Source organism: Vibrio alfacsensis (assembly GCF_019670485.1).
In the GTDB taxonomy this organism is placed as follows: Bacteria; Pseudomonadota; Gammaproteobacteria; order Enterobacterales; family Vibrionaceae; genus Vibrio; species Vibrio alfacsensis.
The window spans coordinates 1,125,816-1,146,038 of record NZ_AP024165.1 but is presented as its reverse complement, the minus strand read 5'-3'; the positions used below and the strand labels follow the sequence as shown (position 1 = coordinate 1,146,038).

Genomic DNA, 20,223 nt, shown 5'->3' with positions numbered 1-20,223 from the left:
AATGAGTGAAAACGGTCAGTCACCTAAAGGGCAATTGCTACTAAGAACCCTAGCAATGCCAGCCGATACCAATGCTAACGGCGATATCTTCGGCGGTTGGATCATGTCTCAGCTCGACCTAGCTGGTGCAATTTTAGCGAAAGAGATTTCCTCTGGCCGCGTCGTAACGGTTTCTGTTTCTAGCATCACCTTTAAAAAACCGGTTAGTGTGGGTGACGTGGTATGTTGCTATGGTGTCTGTACGAAAATTGGTCGTACTTCGATGAGCGTAGATCTTGAGGTCTGGGTCAAACCGGTAAAAGTCGATGCCGTAGAAGACCGTTTCATGGTTTGTGATGCGACTTTTAACTACGTTGCAATTGATAGTGATGGTAAGCCTCGTCCAATCAATAAGTAATAGACGTTCGTATTGCAACGAATTACGAAGAAAGCACTCACAAATTCAAATGTTGGCTTGTGAGTAGCACAAAAAAGGCGTTAAATTAGGAGTTTACCTCCTCAATTAAGGAACTATGCCATGTGGTACGTCATTTTTTCCCAAGACGTAGAGAACTCGTTAGAAAAACGCTTGAGTGTTCGTCCTCAACACCTTGAGCGCTTACAGCAGCTTCAAGACGAAGGTCGCCTACTCACAGCAGGCCCTATGCCAGCCATTGATTCTGATAACCCTGGTGAAGCTGGATTTACTGGTTCAACGGTTATTGCAGAGTTTGCGTCATTAGAAGATGCACAAGCATGGGCGGATGCCGATCCTTATATCGCGGCAGGCGTTTATGAAAACGTGATCGTAAAACCGTTCAAGAAAGTATTTTAAGTTATGAAAAAATTACTGTGTCTATTCCTTGCCTTTGGTGCACTTGCAGGCTGTTCATCAAATGATGATAAGCAACGCCAGCTTGAGTTGATGGCTTCAAACCGCGCAGGAGTATTGTCTGCAGGATTGCCGCTTGAATACGGCCCACTTAAAATCATGCGCATTTCTGCCAATAAAAACGTCGTAGAGATGATGATGATTTATAACGACGATGCTCTCGGTGCCAAACCATTAAACCAAGTGCTGAATACCAGTATTTACTCATACTGCAACACGCCAGCCGTTCGTGAACAGATTGATATGGGCTTGCTGTATCGCATTAAGATCCGCAATTCACGTGGTCAATTGATGGCAGATGAATTGGTTTCAGAGCAAAGTTGTACTGCAACTCAACAGCCACAGTAATTATCTCGCCAATCGATTTCATTCAATTCGGCGTGGACTAAACAGATAAAAGCGAGGACAGATAACCTCGCTTTTTTATGCCATATTAATCGTAGTCAATAACGGTTTATTATTGCTTATTATAAGTCTAACTCTGCACGTAACTTCTTCGTTGCAGACACCAAGTTCGATAGTGCAGCTTCAGTTTCTGCCCAATTTCGAGTCTTCAACCCGCAGTCTGGATTAACCCACAAACGCTGGGGTGGGATTTTCTCCGCCGCTTTCTTGATAAGACTTTCAATCCATGCCTCTGTCGGAATATTTGGCGAATGAATATCATACACCCCCGGACCAATTTCATTGGGGTAATTAAAGTCTTCAAACGCTTTGAGCAATTCCATGTTTGACCGGGAAGTTTCAATCGTAATGACGTCTGCATCTAACGCTGCGACAGAGTCGATGATCTCATTAAATTCGCTGTAGCACATGTGAGTATGAATTTGAGTTTCGGATGTAGCGCCTGCGGCTGAAATCTTAAACGCGTCTACCGCCCATTTTAAATACTCATCATGGTCACGTTTTTTCAAAGGCAAGCCCTCACGAATTGCAGGCTCATCAATTTGGATAATGTTGATTCCCGCACTTTGTAAATCGGTCACTTCATCACGCAGTGCAAGGGCGAGTTGCTGTGCAATCTGTTTGCGAGAGATGTCTTCCCGTGGAAATGTCCAACACAGAATCGTCACTGGGCCTGTAAGCATGCCTTTCATCTTCTTACTTGTGAGTGATTGTGCGTAAGTAGACCATTCAACGGTAATCGGTTTTTCACGTTCAATATCGGCAACCACTATCGCAGGCTTAACACAACGTGAACCATAGCTTTGTACCCACCCAAACTTGGTCGTTTGGAAACCATCTAAGTTTTCGGCAAAGTATTCCACCATATCATTGCGCTCTGCCTCACCATGAACGAGGACATCCAGATCGAGCGCTTCTTGTCGCTTCACCGCATCAGCGATGTGACCCTTAAGTGCCTGTTTATAATCTGCTTCAGACAATTGACCATTTCGGAACGCATTTCGTTGTACTCGAATTTCTCCCGTCTGTGGAAAAGATCCAATTGTTGTGGTTGGTAAAAGCGGCAAGTCGAGGGCTTCAGCCTGATGTGCAGCTCGCTCCACATAAGGCGCACTTCGCTGTGCAAGTGATGCACTGATGCTATTCAAACGAGACTGAACCTGAGGCTTATTTACATGCGTTGCGGTTTTACGATCTTTAATTGGTTGACTATAAGTGTCGCAAGCAAAAATCGCATTTTGATCGCCATCGAGCGCTCGCCCCAATAACGCCACTTCAGAGACTTTCTGCTTCGCAAACGCAAACCAGCTTTTTACTTCCTCGCTCAGCGCTGGTTCTAAATCTAAATCCACTGGGCTATGAAGCAGTGAACAAGACGTTGCGATCCACAACTTATCACCAAGTCGCTCTTTAACAGGTTGCAAGCGCAGGAGCTGTTCACTCAGATCAGAACGCCACACATTACGACCGTTAACAACGCCCGCAGAAAGCACCCAATCATCGGGCAATTTTTCGACGACCTCCTCCAGTTGCTCAGGTGCAGCCGACAAATCAACGTGTAATCCATCCACACTCAAACCAACAATCTTATCTAATGTATCGCTAACGGAATCAAAGTAAGTAGTGAGCAATACCTTTATGTCACAGCGAATAACTTGATAAGCCAATTTGAACGCATCAGCCCACTTATCTTCAAGTTCAAGAGACAAAATAGGCTCATCAATCTGCACCCATTCCACTCCCTGACTTGCCAGTTTAGCAAGTATGGCTTGGTAAGCCGCAAGTAAACGAGGAAGCAATGCGAGGCGATCAAAGCCCTCCTCAACCTCTTTTCCCAAATATAAGTAACTTAATGGCCCTAATAATACTGGCTTGACACTATGGCCCGCTTTAACCGCTTCATTCACTTCTTCAAACAGTTGTGGCCAACTCACTTCGAAAGTATCGTCTTTACTAAACTCCGGCACAATATAGTGATAGTTAGTGTTGAACCATTTCGTCATATCTGAGGCAGCAGCGCCTGAACACCCACAATCAGCTTTCGATTGACCACGACCTACTGTAAATAGCGTGTCCAAATCAGGAAAACCTGTCGCATGACGTTTTGGAACATGCCCAAGAAGTAATGTCGTCGCTAATACGTGATCGTACCAAGCAAAATCCCCTGCTGTTGTAAAACTAAGCCCGGCTTCTGACTGTATGTTCCAGTTTTTATCGCGTAGCGTTGCTCCTACATGTTTCAGTTCCGCTTGGTTGATTTCACCGCGCCAATATTTTTCCTGTGCAAATTTGAGCTCACGTTTTTCTCCAATGCGAGGATAGCCAAGAATATGCGTTGTCGTTGCCATGTCCGTATTCCTTATTCACTGTTTTATCTTAAGGCAGAACATCAAGAACTTTCGTAGGTGATTTACGTGAAGAACATTTATCAAGATGTCTGGATGGCTAAAACTATCACTCCCATTGTCTGAATGAACAACCTCCAATTATTCAACGTGTTTATTAGAAAAATTCATGGTCATGTTCATTAAGTCAATAATTAGCCGTCTAGACGTTTACATATCCGGATAATATGGGTAAGTTAAGAATACTCATGACAGGGAAATAAGGATGAAAGAGATTCATGGTAGAATTAAAACATTTGCGCACCCTCACTTCGTTAAGAGATACCGGGTCACTCACTGCGACCGCGACAGCATTGCACCTGACGCAATCTGCTCTCTCTCATCAAATTAAAGATCTGGAATCTCGTATTGGTGGGCAATTGTTTTTACGCAAAACTCGCCCGGTTAAGTTCACATCGGAGGGCGAGATCTTGCTTCGTCTTGCTGACGATATCTTGCCAAAACTGGCAATGGCAGAAAATGATATTGCAAGCTTAAAAGAAGATGTAAATGGTCGGCTGCACATGGCGATTGAATGCCACTCTTGCTTTCAGTGGCTAATGCCTGCCCTCAAGGAATACCAACTCACATGGCCAAGCGTCACATTAGACTTTTCTTCTGGTTTCGGATTTGAACCTCTACCCGCGTTATTAGCCGGAGAGCTTGACTTAGTCATCACCTCCGATATTCAACCACGTTCCGAAGTGCATTACGAACCCCTGTTTGATTTTGAAATGCGATTAATCACTTCTACCACTCACCCTTTGGCCAATAAAGATACGATAGAACCGGCTGATCTTACCGATCAAACCATGCTTTCTTACCCAGTACAAAAACAAAGGCTCGATGTCGTAAAACACTTCTTGCAACCGGCAGGCATTGAGCCTGCGAAATGGAAACAGGCGGATAACACGCTAATGCTTGTGCAAATGGTATCGGCAGGATTAGGGGTCGCGGCACTTCCAAACTGGGCGATTTCAGAGTTTTCTCGCCAAGGGTTAATAACCAGTAAACCTTTTGGTGACGGACTATGGCGTCGTTTATTTGCAGCAACGCGAAATTCAGAGAAAGATAAACGTTATCTACAAGCGTTTTTTGCAACCGCACGTCAACAATGCAAAAGCCACCTTGACGAAATCAAAGTGGCTTAAGTCATAATAAATAATTGAGATTAGCGTTCGTAAGATTTGAATTGGTTGGTGAGTGGGTCATATTGATAACCGAGCATATCAAGTTTACCCACAACTGATTCAACGTCCATTTCATACATTGAAACGAGATCTTCAAAGCTGTCGCACTCTAAGCGCAGCTTCTCATTAACGATACCTAGCAAAATGATGCTATCCCAGTTCGTAACATTGCTTAAGTCCATCGCGACACTCCTCTAAACCAAGGTGTTTAACCTCTATTCTGCTCAATGTCGATGCCACATTGATATGAGGTTATTTAGTAAGCGTAGACTCAATCTAATGATTTGAAAGTGAGCTTGGTCTAAATAACCTCAACTCTTTATCTTGATGGACCCAACTTCAGTTTTGCTTAAGCACCAAGTTGGAACAAACCTTGTAAACTCGTCATGGCAGCAAGTGCAAGTAGCAATGCCGCCGCCAACTGAACCTTATTTGCTGTTTTGTGCGTGAATATGTGCCAGCACCAAACCACGATCGCAATCACCAACATTGCCAGTGACGCTAAAATGTGTTGTGTCACAGAGTGCAGTGTTGCTTCATCTAGCTGATAGGCAGAGAACAACGTCATCACCACCAGCATCATACCGGAGACAACGCCTGTCACTGGTAAAATTCGGTGGAACGCTTGCAGACGACTGCGTGCAATGACCAAAAGTAACTGTGCAAAAACGGCACCAAGAAAGAAAACCATCAATGCCATCGACGCGCCAGCTGCCCAATGAGGCTGTTCGAATATTTGGATGCTCACATAAGCAAAAGCCAAACCATTGGCTAAATGCAGTGCCCATAGCGGCCCTTTTTCGCGGGTTTTCTTGGTCTGAACTTGAGAATAGAAGTAGAAAATCGCAAACACGATCATGAATCCTTCAATTCGAAGTGACGCCACTGCTAACCAAAGTACGCCAATCGACGGCAGCATCTTGTGCAAACGTCCACGTTGCCCCGGACAAATATCGCCCTTAATCATAAGCAGCGTTAACAGCGCTTGTGCGCCAAACAACATTGGAGGAAAAGTTAACAGCAGTTGTTGAATCATGTTGAATACAAACTCAAAAGTCATTTTGGGATGGCGATAATATCAAATCACTTATCGCCAAACCACCTAAACCCAACATCGCTATTCTGTAAATGGTAGCTAAACTGACGCTAAATAACTCAGCACATCCTCTTGGGTCAATAAGCCACGAAACTCATTTTGAGAATCGCACAAAACCCAAGGAAACGGGGAGCCAACGTTAATATTTTCTTTAATTGTCGACACAGGCGAATCAACACTGACACTCGCAAACTCGGTATCCATAATTTTACTTAAGGGGTGCTCCCAAACATGTAATTTCATTTTGGTACATGTATTTGCTTCCATTTCTGCACTCAGATATTGTTCGAGTCGTTCTTTGGTCACCAAACCGATGCATCTATTTGAATCCATCACTAACAGGGGCACCTGCGGTTGAAGATTCACAAACTCCATCGCCAAAGAAAGCGGTGCATTCTGCTTTAAACGTCTAATATTTGAGTGACAGAACGTTAAGAGTGGTGACTCCGATACTTGTTCCTGGACCACATTATCAAAAAGTGTCTCATAAGATATCTTGGTTTTAAACGCACTCAGTGGAACGGCAGGTGAAAACAAAAAGCCTTGCATATAATCAACGCCAATCGATGTTAAGACGTTGAGTTCTTGCTCACTTTCAACCCCCTCTGCGACAACTTTTACATTTAACTTATGCGCAAGTTCAGTGATCATTTTAACGATATTGTAACTGGTACTATCGACCACAATATCTTTAATGAACTTACGGTCAATTTTGACTAAATCGAACTGATCTTCTTTAAGGTAAGCGAACGATGAATACCCCGTTCCAAAATCATCAATAGCAACATCGATCCCTAACTTCCTTATTTGCTCCAAAGCAACACTATGCTCCTGATCTTGTTCAAAATAGGCGGTTTCTGTCAATTCAATAGTGATGTTGCTTGGGTTAACCCCACTCTCTAAAATGATCTCAAAAGAGCTTTGTAAAACTTGTAGTGCATTCAATTTGGTATTTAACGAACGATTAATGGTTAAACCAACTTCCGCACCGTAAATACCCTGAATATCAGGCAATTGGCTTAGTGCACTTTTACAAACAACGTCATCTAGTGCAGAGATCAGTTCTAGGTCCTCGATGATCGCAATCATCTCTTGAGTATCAAAGGTCTCTGTTTCATTAGAAAAACGAGCCAACGCCTCAAACTTGACGACATTGCCCGTGCTCACTTCAACGATTGGCTGAAAATAAACATCAACCGCTTCATTCTCTATTACCTTGTGTAAAAAATCTTCAAGGTAAAATCGCTTAACCAACTCACTATGTAACTCACTGCTATAAAAATTGAAATAACTGCGATCGTCAGCACTCGATGAAACCATGGCTTGTGCGGCATGGGCAATCGCATGTCCAGCGGTTTGAGCATCATAACCTAATACCGCCACACCGGTTTGGCCCTCAACAATCGTAGAATACACACTCGATCCAACTTCGTTTTTCAAATCCGTTAAAAAACCACGCAAAACCATCTGAATCAAACGCAATGGGCTCAGCCACTGGCACTGTGGCGTTTGTAAACATATAGCAAAAACATCTCGCGATAATTGACCAGAAAGGCTCACATGGCGACTTCGCATAATGTAATCAGAAAAACATAACTGTTGCTCTAATCTAGATTGAGAGGAAAAAGCAGGTCTAAACGTAATCACTACGCTAATATTTTTTGAACGACTACATTGAGCCAAATTGATCAATTGCTCTTCAAACTCTTTTCTGGGTGGTAAAAATGCAGAAAACTGCCCCCGATTCTCGCCAGCATTAATTTTCTTCCATAATAACGATGTGGAGATATCGGTACAAAAATCGAAATAAAGTGTTTGGCCAGAGATGAAGTTAATACGATAGATACTATGGTAATGAACCTGATTGCTGCCATTTTTAGTACGGCTCATCAAACTTCCGTTCCAATAGCCTTTGCTGTCAATTTCTTTCCATAATTGTTCGTAGAACTCTTCACCATGCTGTTCTGAACGAAAAAAAGAGGTTTTTTCGCCAATTAATTCATCACGCAGATAACCCATTTGGTATTGAAAGGCACTGTTGCATCCAATAATGCAGAGATTTTGATCCGCTACCGAAATTCCTACGTTAGGTAAATCAAAAACCGTATCTAGAATGTTCGCGATATCCTCCAACCCTGAAATACACACTTGAGGAATCAAAATACCTCGGATTTCATGATCATTAAGGCGCTCAAAACGGATATCGACGAGCACGAGGACCCCTGGATTTGGCATCAAACAACACGAGAGAAATCCATCTTCTTCGCTTGTTTCACTATCCACAATTTTTTGTTTGATCTCCTCAATCTGGCTCGTACGCGAATGCTTAAGCAGATCGTCAATGCCATTTATGGGGTGTGGTAAGTGAAAAGCCGACATAATTTGTTGTTGATCAGCAACAAATTCACAGGTGTCGGTATCGTAGTACCATTCTATTGCCCGACTTCCCTCGGGTGTTACATGCACATCTCCTTGTGCAGTAGCCAGTAATTTTGCCATTACCAACCTCCAGCCTAATTCAGTTATCTTATTGGTTTTCAAGTAACCATTTCGTATTTATATTGCTGAACCTAATGATTTCCTAGCCTGGCATACACCAATACATATATGCACACCGTTTAGTATAGATATAAACATTGTTTTGTGTACAGAAACTTGTTTATTTAAAACACAACTTTTGTGCGCCTAACGACTATTTAAGCTAACCGTTTTAAGCTAACCGTTACTATGTGGATATTTTGTTAACAAACCCAGCAGAGAGCTAGGCAACTAGAGCAATTACAGTATCAGTGCTCAATAATAGTATCAGTGCGATTGATAATCGCCGTCTCTCTGGGCTTAATATTGTTCTTAATACTCTCCATCTTTTGATTACTTGGGCATAAAGTCATTTGGGTATAGATACCTGATCACCAAATCGCTATAATTCGCGCTCCCTGGAACAGAGAGCAAAATATGACCAACGACATTATTCCTATTCATGAGTACAAAAAATACTGGGCTGAGTGTTTTGGTACGGCATCATTCTTGCCGACCAGCCGCAAAGAAATGGATGCCCTAGGATGGGATAGTTGTGACATCATCATCGTCACGGGTGACGCATACGTGGACCACCCGAGCTTTGGTATGGCGATCATTGGCCGCCTTTTAGAAGCACAAGGTTTTCGTGTAGGTATCATTGCTCAACCAGAATGGCAAAATAAAGATGCATTCATGCAACTTGGTAAGCCAAATCTGTTCTTCGGGATCACGGCGGGTAACATGGATTCCATGATCAACCGCTACACTTCTGATAAAAAGCTTCGTCATGATGATGCTTATACACCAAACAATGAAGGTGGCAAACGACCAGATCGTGCAACCTTGGTTTACTCGCAACGATGTCGTGAAGCCTACAAAGGCACGCCTATCGTACTAGGTGGCATTGAGGCAAGTTTGCGCCGTGTTGCGCACTATGATTACTGGTCTGATAAAGTCCGCCGCTCAGTTCTGCTTGATGCAAAAGCAGATATCCTATTGTTCGGTAACGCAGAACGTGCCTTGGTCGAAGTGGCCCATCGTCTAGCGGATGGTGAAGACATTTCTACCCTCACGAATATCCGCGGTACTGCGGTTAACTTGTCTGCGGAGCCAGCTGGCTACACGATCATCGATTCTTCTCGCATTGAGAAGCCACGTAAGGAAGCGTTCGTACCGAAGAACCCTTACGAAGTAGAAACGGAATGTGAGACGAAAAAGGAGGAGCCCGTTGCTCAACCAATTACGATTCGTCCATCACGTCATGACGCTGCAACCACTGCTGTGCGCCTGCCTCCTTTCGAGAAGCTTAACAACGACCGTATCCTGTATGCGCACTCAAGCCGTGTGATGCACTTGGAAACGAACCCATACTCTGGCCGCGCTCTCATTCAGCGTCATGGTGACCGTGAACTTTGGGTAAACCAAGCACCGATTCCATTGACGACAGAAGAGATGGACTATGTATTCGGCTTGCCGTTTGCGCGTGTTCCGCATCCGATGTACGGCAAAGCAAAAATTCCTGCCTACGACATGATCAAGACTTCGGTTAACATCATGCGTGGCTGTTTTGGTGGTTGTTCTTTCTGTTCAATTACCGAGCACGAAGGTCGTATCATTCAAAACCGTTCTCAAGACTCTATCATCAATGAGTTGGAAGAGATCCGCGACAAAGTTCCGGGCTTTACGGGGACGATTTCTGACCTTGGCGGCCCAACAGCCAACATGTACCGCCTTGGCTGTAGCGATCCAAAAGCAGAAGCGAATTGCCGTCGCCCATCTTGTGTGTTCCCGGGCATCTGTAACAAGCTCAACACCGATCACAAACACACCATCGATCTTTACCGTGCAGCACGCAAAGTAAAAGGCGTGAAGAAAGTCATGATCGCTTCTGGCGTGCGTTACGACCTTGCGATTGAATCACCAGAATACGTAAAAGAGTTGGTGACTCACCATGTTGGCGGCTACTTGAAGATTGCTCCTGAGCATACCGAAAAAGGCCCACTGGATCTGATGATGAAGCCGGGCATGGGCACCTACGATCGCTTTAAAGAGATGTTCGAGAAGTACAGCGCGGAAGCCGGTAAGAAGCAGTACCTGATCCCTTACTTCATCTCGGCACACCCTGGTACCGAAGACGAAGATATGCTGAACTTGGCATTGTGGTTGAAGAAAAACAACTTCGAGTGTGACCAAGTACAAAACTTCTACCCATCGCCGATGTGTAATGCAACGTCGATGTACTACTCAGAGACCAACCCTCTGAAACGCGTGAAGTACAAACAGCGCGAAGATGTGCCAGTAGCAAAAGGTGAAAGCCAACGTCGCCTGCATAAAGCACTACTTCGCTACCACGATCCAGCCAACTGGCCAATGATCCGTGAAGCACTTATCAATATGGGCAAAAAGCACCTGATCGGTGATAAGCCTAGCTGTTTGGTTCCTGCTGAAGATGTGGATGCACTGACACCTGCGCAACGCCGTAAGTCCGGTCGTCACGGTGCAAACCGATTCGCAACTAAGCACACTAAAAACCAACCGGGTTTTGGTGGTCACTTGAACAAACGCCCTGAGGGTGGCTCTCGCGATGGCAAGCCTGCAGGCAATCGTAACGGTTCTGGTAAAGCACAAGGCGGACAAAATGGCCAAGGCCGTGCTAACCAAAACAATGGTGCAAATGGCCAACGACCAAGCAATGGCCAACGCCCTAATTCCGGATCACGAACTGGCGGTAACAACCCAAACCGTTCAAATGGTGCAGGCTCTCAAGGTAAAAGTCATTCTCAAAGTCAAGGTCGTTCGCAAGGGCAAAGCCGTCCACAAGGACAAGGAAAGCCGGCCGGACAACGTAAACCTAAGCATCGTTAAGCGAGTGCCGTCAATTCAATAAAACTTGAATACTAAAAAGGGCTCCAGAGATACCTCTGGAGCCCTTTTGTTTTGTCTAAATCTTGTTTAGAAAGAAAGCTTATTTCGCTACGTTACCCGCCACGTTTAGTGCATCCCAAGTACGTGCAAATGGTGGAGCATAACAGAAGTCCATGTAGCCTAACTGCTGTGTGGTCATCTTCGCGGTGATGGCAACGGCCAATGCGTTGATTCGGCCCACGGCACCTTTCTTACCAACGATTTCGCCGCCAAGTAACACGTTGGTTTCTGGGTGGTAAACCAGCTTCACTTTGATGTCTTCTTGACCTGGGTAGTAATCCGTTTGGTTCTTATCCGAGATGGTCGAAACTTTCACTTCCAAGCCATGCTCTTTCGCGAGAAGCTCGGACACGCCTGTGCATGCCAGTTCGTAGTCCTGCACTTTCAAACAAGACGAACCTAAGAAGCCTGTCATGTAAGTGTCTTTGCCTGATAGCTTATCCGCCATCATGCGAGCTTGTTTATTTGCGGTGGTTGCAAGCGGAACGTATACCGATTTACCTAGCGCCATGTGGTGAACCACTGCACAGTCACCCACTGCATAAATGTGCGCATCTTCCGTTGCGCCAAACTCGTCCACGAGTAACGCGCCGTTAGCGGCTTTTGGTAACTCGAACGCTTCTGTGTTTGGCTTAAAGCCTAGTGACATGATCACCACATCCGCTTCCACATTACCGTTGTCGGTTTCTACAATGTAACCGCCCTGTTCTACGTCGCGAATCGCCGATACGCTACAACCGGTTTTTAGCTCAGCGCCAGATTCTCGAATCGCGCCTTCTACCACTTCAATCATTTCAGGGCTGAACTGGCGGCTCATCACATGTTGTTCGCGTTCGATGATAGTAACGTGCTTACCTAATAAATGTGCCGCATCGAAGACTTCTAGACCGATAAAGCCACCGCCGATAACGCAAACTCGTTGTTTGTTGCTGTCCTTAAGCGCTTCTTTTACTGCCAAGCCATCTTCCATACTGGTTAGCGTGTATACGTGCTCTGGGTTGAACTCACCGAACGATGGCACGATTGGACGCGCACCCGTTGCGATAATCAGCATATCGTAATCAATGATGCTTTCTTCGCCTTGTTGACGAACGCTGATCTGCTTTTTAGCTTGATCAAGTGCCACCATTTCAGTTTCAACACGTACATCTAAGCCGGATTTGATCGCTTGTTCTGGCGTACGAGAGATCATGCGCTCGGTGTCATCAAACATGCCACCAGCGAAGTAAGGTAAACCACACGCGCCAAATGAGATGTAATCGCGCTTGTCCAGCACAATCACTTCATCCGATGGCTGATTACGTTTGTATTTCGCTGCGAAACTCATACCAGCAGCGCTACCGCCTACGACAACAACTTTCATATTTATTACCTAAAATAACCTGAACTCAGGAAAACGGAAGAGCACCCACATTGGGTGCTCTAAGTTAAGTTTAGAATTATACCGCCGCTTCTTTTGCTACTGTTTCAGTAACATCTGCGTTGTATTGCTCAGTGTTTAGTGAGCCATTCTTCTTCGCGGTAACAACACCTGACAACATAGAGCCAGAGATGTTAAGCGCAGTACGTGCCATGTCGATAAGCGCTTCGATAGAAACCAGAATCGCCACAACCGTAATGTCTAGACCCATGATAGTCAGCACCGCTACTGCTGCAAACGTTGCACCGCCACCCACACCTGCGATACCGAATGAAGCAATCGTAATAACCGCAATCAGTTGTAGGATGAAGCTTAGGTCAACAGGCATGCCCATCACTTGCGCCGCCATGATAGCAAGCATCGCTGGGTAGATACCCGCACAACCGTTCTGACCGATACTGGTACCGAATGTTGCTGACATGTTTGCCGTTTCTTCGTCCACACCTAGACGTTGAGTTTGAGTTTCAACGTTCAGTGGAATCGCTGCCATGCTTGAGCGAGAACCGAAGCCAAATACTAGCACTGGCCAGATTTTCTTCATGAACTTCGCAGGAGACAGGCCGAACATAGACACCATCACGAAGTGGATAGCGAACATTACACCGATTGCCACGTAGCTTGCTAGTAGGAAGCGACCCATTTCTGCTAGTGCGAACAAATCGTTTGTCATCATGAACGTGGTCATCAGAGCAAATACACCGTAAGGCGTCAGCTTTAGAATTTCACGAACCATTGAAAGTACCACTTCTTTTGCAGAGTTGATGAAATCAACAAAGCTTTGCACTTTTTCAGGCTTACGGTTTTTCACTTGCAGGATACAGTAGCCAAGGAACATACCAAACAATACGGTTGATAGTGTTGAAGTACGCTCTGAGCCCGTTAGCATGTCAAAAATGTTGGTTGGGATGATAGACAGCGCCATACCTGACAGGCCACTATTCGTCATTGCATCTTGCGTTGCGACTAGTGCATCACCACGAGCTTCAATTGCACCGTTAGAGCCAATGGTACTGACGAGTGCGTTTGCATCGATACCGAATAGGTAGATACTTGCGATACCAACGCCAGCTGAAATAGCACAAGTGAAAAGTAGAATACCGATGATTTTTGGTGCAATACGTGATAGCGCACCACCGCCCTCTACGTTCATGATCGAAGAGATCATCGCCACAAATACGAGTGGGATAACGATCATTTGTAGAAGCTTAATATAGCCTTTACCGAACACAGAAATCAGTTCAGCAAAACCTGCCGTTGCCACGTTACCAACGCCAAACACCAACTGAATCGCACCGCCGAATAACAAACCCGCCGCAAGTGCGCTTAGTACGCGGAAGTTAAAACTTTTCTTTTGTTTCTTAAAGTTCGCGAGTAATGCATAAAATCCAAAAAACAGGATGCTTAATCCAATGAATGAAACGCTCATGAGAATCTCCTATTGATACCCATTTATATCCGACAATCGGTTATTTTTTGTATGCTATGGCTTCAACTTCAACCAAGGCGTCTTTTGGTAGTCTTGCCGCTTCAACGCAAGAACGAGCAGGTGCATTCTCTGTGCCAAACACTTCCGTGTACACTTCGTTAAATGCAGCGAAGTTTTCCATATCGGATAAGAAGCAGGTCGTCTTCAGTACCGTGTCTAAACCCGCACCACTTGCTTCTAAAACCGCTTTTAAGTTTTCTAAAGACTGACGCGCTTGCTCTTTGATGCCGCCTTCAACAAACAGCATGGTTTCAGGAACCAAAGGCAATTGGCCTGAAGTGTAAACCATCTCGCCATAAGCCGTACCTTGAGAGTAAGGACCAATGGCTGCAGGGGCTTGTTCAGTGGCAATAATCTGTTTCACAATAAAACTCCTAACTAATTAAAAATGATAAATTTATTCTGATTTAAACTCGCGGATAAACTTGTAAACAGCCTGACGACTGATCCCAAGTTGCTCTGATACTTGTGTGGTCGTTTCTTTTAGCTCAAACACGCCGTTATCAAACAAACAACGAATAATGGCTTTGTTACGACCTTTGCATGAGATCGTCGCGTCTTGCTCGACTTCGACTATTGCAGCGCTCAATGCCTGCTTGATCACATCATTTGCGTTATTACTGAATGTCTCACTGACTAGGGTTTGTGACACATTGCACTGAGGCAAAAGCGTTTTAACGATCTCCGGAAATGGGTATGACAAGTTCATATTGATGCAGAGCATACCAATCGGCTTTTGTCCGGGACCGGCCAAAATACACGAGGTCGATTTAAGTAATGAACCATCGGCAGCATTGGTAAAGTAGCTTTTTGGTGAGACTTCTCCAGTCTTCTCAAACGCTCGCCACATTCTTAAACCTAAGTCGGTAATTGGCGAACCGATTTTACGGCCAGTATGATGACCATTTACGATCTTCACCACTGAATTTTCCAGACTTTCAAACGAATGAATGACCACCTCGCAATAAGGGCCAATTAAGTCGGCAACAGTGTCAGCAACTCGGAAATAGTTGCTTAAGTACTGTCGATCTTCATCGCTGAATCGAACTTGATTTACACTCATTATTTTGGTTTACAATTTTGAACTCAATGACAATAAACTACTTCTTTAGAGTTAATTCAGCAATGCTAAGTAAACTTCTGTAAACCGCAATAAACGTACAAAATCGCAGCAAAATGCATTTTTTCATTTAAATTTGCGTACAAATTTCGAACTAGATCACCAAAAAACCAGCAATTAGGTTTAATTTTTTAAATCTCATCAAAGTTTAAATATTTAAAATCTAAAGTTGCATTTTTGAGCACTTTACTGATCTAGAACAAATTTTCACCTCGATAAAAAAATCGACCTACACGACCGGCGGCTAACAATAAGACGACGGAGATCTCAAAAAGACGAGAGCTCAAGATTTCTATTACCCCTCCCCCTATTGCCCCTGTTACCAAAATAAACCAAATAAAATAAAAAAGACCGAGCTTATTGGCTCGGTCTAGTGGGTTATTCAATGTTAATGAGAATCATGATCGGCAAGTCATGGACATTAAAACAACCATTACGACAACTTAAACTTGCTCAACTCGTCATGCAGATCGGTTGCTTTCATTGTGAGTTCATTGCTAATTTCTACCGATGAGGTCATGGTGTCCATTACCTCTACTGCCGTGTCATTGATGATCACAACGTTACGGTTGATCTCTTCTGCGACTGAGCTTTGCTCTTCAGCCGCTGACGCAATCTGGTTGTTCATATCATTAATCACATCAATAGCCTGATTGATCTCTGATAACGCCAAATGAGCAGCCTGTGTTTCTCCCTTTGTATCAATGGCTTGCTTTTGGCTTTGTTCCATCAGTACGACAATAGAATGCGTTTCTTGCTCTAATCTAGATAGCATAGTGCGAATCTCTTCCGTCGAGCCTTGAGTGCGATTAGCAAGGTTACGTACTTCGTCAGCAACCACCGCAAACCCACGACCAGCTTCTCCTGCACGGGCAGCCTCAATCGCCGCATTGAGTGCAAGTAGATTGGTTTGGTCAGCGATGCCTCCAATCTCACTCAAAATACTCTGAATCGCCGTACTTGATGCCACAAGATTTTGAGTTTGTTGCTGAGCATCATTCACTTGTAGGGCTAAGCTGCCAACTGCATTTGCGGCGTTGCTCATGCGAGCCATGCCATCTAGGCTGTTGCTCTGCACTTGGCTTGCCGCTGCAGCAGCTTGAACCGCAGAGTTTGCGACTTCGTGCGCGGTTGCGCTCATTTCATTAATCGCCGTTGCCAGCGAGTTAACTTCATTGACTTGAGCATTGAGTTGATCGCGTGACACTTCTGCACGAGCCTGACCCTCAGCGGCACTTTTATCCACTTGATCCGCTGTCGCCATAACGGTCAATAGCATTTCTTGCATGCGGGATAAGAAGGTATTAAACCAATGTGCAAGTTGCGCCGTTTCGTCTTTACCCTTGACCTCAATACGATAAGTCAGATCGCCCTCGCCCTGTGCCGCGTCTTTGAATCGCTCAACCAGATTGCTGAGTACGTTGCCCAAAGAGTTCGCAATATAAGCCATTGCCGCGATCCCAATCAGAGCGGCGATGATCCCAGCCCATACGCCTTGCTCTAGTGCTTTGGCATTCTGCTCATCACTCCATGCTGTATATTCGTCAACACTTTTTTTCAAATGAGTCGTTGGAACCGACACCATCACCACCCATGGCGCATCGCTTGTATCAATCGATGTAATGGCATACTCGTCCCCACCAAACGTTACTAGACCCGCACCTTGTCGCTTGGCAATAGATTGAATCTTTGACCATTGTGCAGCCAATTCTGAGGAAACTTTTTTACCGACCATACTTGCGGAATGACTGTCGGCTAAGGTAATACCTTTCCATGATGTAATAAGGATTTTTCCCTGACCATCAAACAAATGACGCGCAAATTGTTCACTTTGGCTTTGCAACTCATGCAGCGACAAGTCGAAACCTAATGAGCCGATAATCTTTCCATCTTGTTTGATTGGTTGGCTAATGGTCGTAATGAGCTCTTGTTTGCCACGAACCATGTACATATACGGTTCCATCACAAACGTTTTACCGGTTTGGTAAGGCATCAAATGCCAATCGTCAATTCGCTCACCGTTGCTATTTAGCGCAGTATTATTAAAGCTCTCCATCGCAACCGCATCGAAGCTATTTTTAGAATTTGGGGAGAAGAAAGGGGCAAGGTAGCCTTGGCTATTAAAACCATCTGCCGGATTCAATGTTGCTTGTTGTGGCCACGTTTTATCTTGCCACACCATATAGCCCGCAAATACGGCCTTATTTTGTGCTTCTAGCGCCGCGATAAACTGTTTAACAATAAGATCTGGCGTTGCATTTGTTTTTGAACTTAATTCTAGAATAGAACGCGCTTGCTTGAGGTTAGCTAATACAGGATGAAGCTGATTGGCAACATTCAACCCTTGCTGAATCGCGGTGTTTTGCAAATCCGTTGTAGTCGCGTCTGTCAGTTGCGTTTTGACTTTCGCCGTGACCTGTTCACTCACCTCGGTAAAAGCGTTGGTTGTCATCCCCATCGCAATCAATAGGGTGAACGCCATCGCGCCACCCGCACTGACTGCAATTCGCGTACGTATACTATTAAACATGTTCGTCTCTATCGCTGATGATAGCAATCTCAGTAAATAACCTGTCATTCTCGCGTGTTATAACGCTTTAAAACGCTCAGCAGTTACCGTGATTGATATAAATTGACCATTAAAATTTTCGTGGATTTTAAACAAGAAAAGCGAACAGAGAATGAAAGAATGTGAACAGAAAAAGAATGAAAGAATAAACCTTATTAACAACGATAACTATCAGGCTGATTGATGCTCATCACTGGTAATTGCCAAACCCAACTCCACTTTAAAATTTCAACTATAACCAACTGTATTTATTGTGTTTTTGTAGAATATCAGTTACCCAAAATTCTTAATAACAAAACTATTACTAGCTTGATAACAAAAGAATCCACACAACAATAAATGTGACTTGCATCACAATTTATTTTTTATGATTGGATTTATCGATACTTTTCAATTCGTTACTTGCCCACAAAAGCCAAAGGTTTGATAGCCTAGGGCGAGCCTTTTATCGAAATACCCACTTAGTGCTTAATAAATAGTTACTCACCATCCCCGTTAGTATTCCCATGACCAATGCCACATACACCATCAAATCTTGAGTCCCTAGTACCAGCGTTACTCCTTTGAATACAATGAAATTTGGTAACGCACTGATACAGGCGCTTGCCATAAATTTTTGCCACTGTACCAATGGGTTGTATTTTTCAGCGTGAGAAAAAGTGAGTTTACGATTGCCAAACCAAGTTGTCGTCGCGGCAAACAAAAAAGCGATGCCACGAGCGATCATTAGCTCCATGCCGAACCATTGGTACAACGCGGTAAATATGAGTGTGTCGACGACAAAGCCGACACCTCCCACGAACGCGAATTTAAATAAGCTTCTCATGCCCTACCCTGTGACACAGGTATAAAGCGAGCGCTTTGATTTGGCAGTAAACTCAGGGGAGCAGCTCAAGGCTTGCTTGTGAATCAAAGCATCCACCTCATCCGACTTACCAATTAAGTGAAACGTTTTCAGGTTGTTAAGTTCGTTTACACTGTCGAGTTTCTTCGCTTGCCCTTGACTGTAAAACTGGCCGGAAAATGGGCGTTTACCAACATAGAAAGCAGGTGCACTATCAACTATGTTTTCAAATATCACGCGGTCACTCTTACTGTCTGCCTTACCCATATTCAGTACTAACATCGCGATCATCAGCAATGCGGGTAACACCGCTGCGGTGCCGGTCAGCCATTTAAAGTCGTGCTTATCCACCAGCATAGCAATCAAGATACCTAACGCTGGCACGCCCGGTAGTACATAAGCAGGAAGAATATTCCCTGCCATCGTAAACAAGATCATAGGTGAGATTAACCAGCACATTAAGAAACTAAATAGCCCTTGATGATCTGTCTCGATTGCTTTCAATACGTTACGGCGTTTCCACGCCAATATCGGCAAAACTAGAGACCAAGGCGCTGCAGACTGTAACCAGAACAGCCAAATCATACCGCGAGGTTCATCATGAGCAGAACCATATAAGTCCCCCTCCCAGCCGCTCACAACAAAACGCTTAAAGTGTTCACCAACGATAAAATAATCAATGAAACCCGGCGTCGCACGTTCTGCCATAATGTACCAAGGTAAGGCAACCACCAGCATCAGAGCCAAGCCGGATAAGAGCGGGAATCGTTTCCACAGTGCTTTAAATGCACCAAAGAAACCATGCTGCAGTACAAGCCATGGAAATACAGCTATCCCCATAATCACAATGGCGACAGGCCCTTTAGCTAATAAGCCACACGCCAAGCCAAAGAAGCCCAAGTAGCCCCACAATCGACTGTGTTTATCTTTGCCCAACCAACAATAATAAAAACCGACCATCGATATCGTCATTGCTAACGTCAGAGCCATATCCGTCATGACTGCGCCAGCAGCGATAGAGAAAATGCCACACGTGGCCAGCACTAACGCAGCAATCAGTGCACTAAAGCCTGCCCGATAAGCCATAAAAGCCACCAATGCAATGGTTACAACGCCCGCCAACCAATGAGGTGCTCGCACCGCAAACTCATTCAAACCAAAAAGTTCAATGCCATACGCACTCATCCATGTAAACAGAGGCGGCTTACCCCAAAAAGGCACCCCATAATCAAATTGAGGCGTTAGCCAATTGCCTGTTTCCACCATTAAACGCGCCATTTCGCCATAACGCGCCTCAGTGGTGTCCATCAAAGGATAAGCCGCGAGTGAAATGAGGCGAAGTACAAGAGCAAATGCCAATAACAACCACAGGTGGGTTTTATTAATACTCATG

At 44.6% G+C, this 20,223-nt stretch carries 16 protein-coding genes; 5 read left to right on the top strand and 11 right to left on the bottom strand.

Annotation, left to right across the window (positions count from 1 at the left end):
* Window position 1: 1 nt before the first annotated feature.
* The 3 genes from yciA to VA249_RS05190 all read left to right on the top strand — a co-directional run bounded on the left by yciA (window position 2) and on the right by VA249_RS05190 (window position 1,219).
* Window positions 2-397 (top strand): acyl-CoA thioester hydrolase YciA, encoded by a 396-nt coding sequence (yciA, locus tag VA249_RS05200; RefSeq protein WP_128811156.1) that lies wholly within the window; start codon window positions 2-4, stop codon window positions 395-397.
* 120 nt (window positions 398-517) lie between these two features.
* The gene (locus tag VA249_RS05195; protein WP_211919603.1) at window positions 518-814 is read left to right on the top strand and encodes a YciI family protein; all 297 of its coding nucleotides are present in this window, start codon (window positions 518-520) and stop codon (window positions 812-814) included.
* 3 nt (window positions 815-817) lie between these two features.
* Window positions 818-1,219: a GspS/AspS pilotin family protein gene (locus VA249_RS05190; protein WP_221069197.1), complete on the top strand. Its 402-nt coding sequence runs from the start codon at window positions 818-820 to the stop codon at window positions 1,217-1,219.
* A gap of 119 nt (window positions 1,220-1,338) precedes the next feature.
* Here the strand turns inward: VA249_RS05190 and metE are convergent, their stop codons facing one another.
* On the bottom strand, window positions 1,339-3,624 hold the full coding sequence (gene metE, locus VA249_RS05185; protein ID WP_221069196.1) for a 5-methyltetrahydropteroyltriglutamate--homocysteine S-methyltransferase: 2,286 nt from the start codon (window positions 3,622-3,624) through the stop codon (window positions 1,339-1,341).
* A 275-nt stretch (window positions 3,625-3,899) separates the two neighbouring features.
* Between metE and VA249_RS05180 the strand changes: the two genes are divergently transcribed.
* Window positions 3,900-4,811 carry a LysR substrate-binding domain-containing protein gene (locus VA249_RS05180; protein ID WP_221069195.1) on the top strand — a complete coding sequence of 304 codons (912 nt, stop codon included), beginning with the start codon at window positions 3,900-3,902 and terminating at the stop codon, window positions 4,809-4,811.
* Window positions 4,812-4,831: 20 nt separating this feature from the next.
* Here the strand turns inward: VA249_RS05180 and VA249_RS05175 are convergent, their stop codons facing one another.
* From VA249_RS05175 to VA249_RS05165, 3 genes are all read right to left on the bottom strand, one after another.
* The gene (locus VA249_RS05175; protein ID WP_128811161.1) at window positions 4,832-5,032 is read right to left on the bottom strand and encodes a DUF4250 domain-containing protein; all 201 of its coding nucleotides are present in this window, start codon (window positions 5,030-5,032) and stop codon (window positions 4,832-4,834) included.
* A gap of 167 nt (window positions 5,033-5,199) precedes the next feature.
* A complete protein-coding gene (locus VA249_RS05170) occupies window positions 5,200-5,910 on the bottom strand; it encodes a hypothetical protein (RefSeq protein WP_221069194.1) in 711 nt (236 codons plus the stop codon).
* A 75-nt stretch (window positions 5,911-5,985) separates the two neighbouring features.
* A complete protein-coding gene (locus VA249_RS05165; protein WP_221069817.1) occupies window positions 5,986-8,445 on the bottom strand; it encodes an EAL domain-containing protein in 2,460 nt (819 codons plus the stop codon).
* 456 nt (window positions 8,446-8,901) lie between these two features.
* On the opposite strand from VA249_RS05165, the gene VA249_RS05160 reads away from it, so the two are divergent.
* Complete coding sequence (locus VA249_RS05160; RefSeq protein WP_221069193.1) at window positions 8,902-11,331, top strand: YgiQ family radical SAM protein; 2,430 nt, start codon at window positions 8,902-8,904, stop codon at window positions 11,329-11,331.
* Window positions 11,332-11,431: 100 nt separating this feature from the next.
* Here VA249_RS05160 and VA249_RS05155 read toward each other — a convergent pair whose 3' ends face one another.
* The 7 genes from VA249_RS05155 to VA249_RS05125 form a co-directional block, all read right to left on the bottom strand.
* Window positions 11,432-12,754 (bottom strand): CoA-disulfide reductase, encoded by a 1,323-nt coding sequence (locus VA249_RS05155; RefSeq protein WP_221069192.1) that lies wholly within the window; start codon window positions 12,752-12,754, stop codon window positions 11,432-11,434.
* A gap of 76 nt (window positions 12,755-12,830) precedes the next feature.
* Complete coding sequence (locus VA249_RS05150; protein WP_221069191.1) at window positions 12,831-14,237, bottom strand: cation:dicarboxylate symporter family transporter; 1,407 nt, start codon at window positions 14,235-14,237, stop codon at window positions 12,831-12,833.
* A 40-nt stretch (window positions 14,238-14,277) separates the two neighbouring features.
* Window positions 14,278-14,661, bottom strand: coding sequence for a RidA family protein (locus VA249_RS05145; protein WP_128811165.1), 384 nt, complete (start codon window positions 14,659-14,661; stop codon window positions 14,278-14,280).
* A gap of 33 nt (window positions 14,662-14,694) precedes the next feature.
* Window positions 14,695-15,360 (bottom strand): helix-turn-helix transcriptional regulator, encoded by a 666-nt coding sequence (locus VA249_RS05140; protein ID WP_206513190.1) that lies wholly within the window; start codon window positions 15,358-15,360, stop codon window positions 14,695-14,697.
* 490 nt (window positions 15,361-15,850) lie between these two features.
* Entirely contained in the window at window positions 15,851-17,947 is a 2,097-nt protein-coding gene (locus VA249_RS05135; RefSeq protein ID WP_221069190.1) for a methyl-accepting chemotaxis protein, read from the bottom strand.
* A gap of 484 nt (window positions 17,948-18,431) precedes the next feature.
* Window positions 18,432-18,812, bottom strand: coding sequence for a GtrA family protein (locus VA249_RS05130; RefSeq protein ID WP_221069189.1), 381 nt, complete (start codon window positions 18,810-18,812; stop codon window positions 18,432-18,434).
* Window positions 18,813-18,815: 3 nt separating this feature from the next.
* Window positions 18,816-20,222: an ArnT family glycosyltransferase gene (locus VA249_RS05125; protein WP_221069188.1), complete on the bottom strand. Its 1,407-nt coding sequence runs from the start codon at window positions 20,220-20,222 to the stop codon at window positions 18,816-18,818.
* Between the last annotated feature and the right edge of the window lies 1 nt (window position 20,223).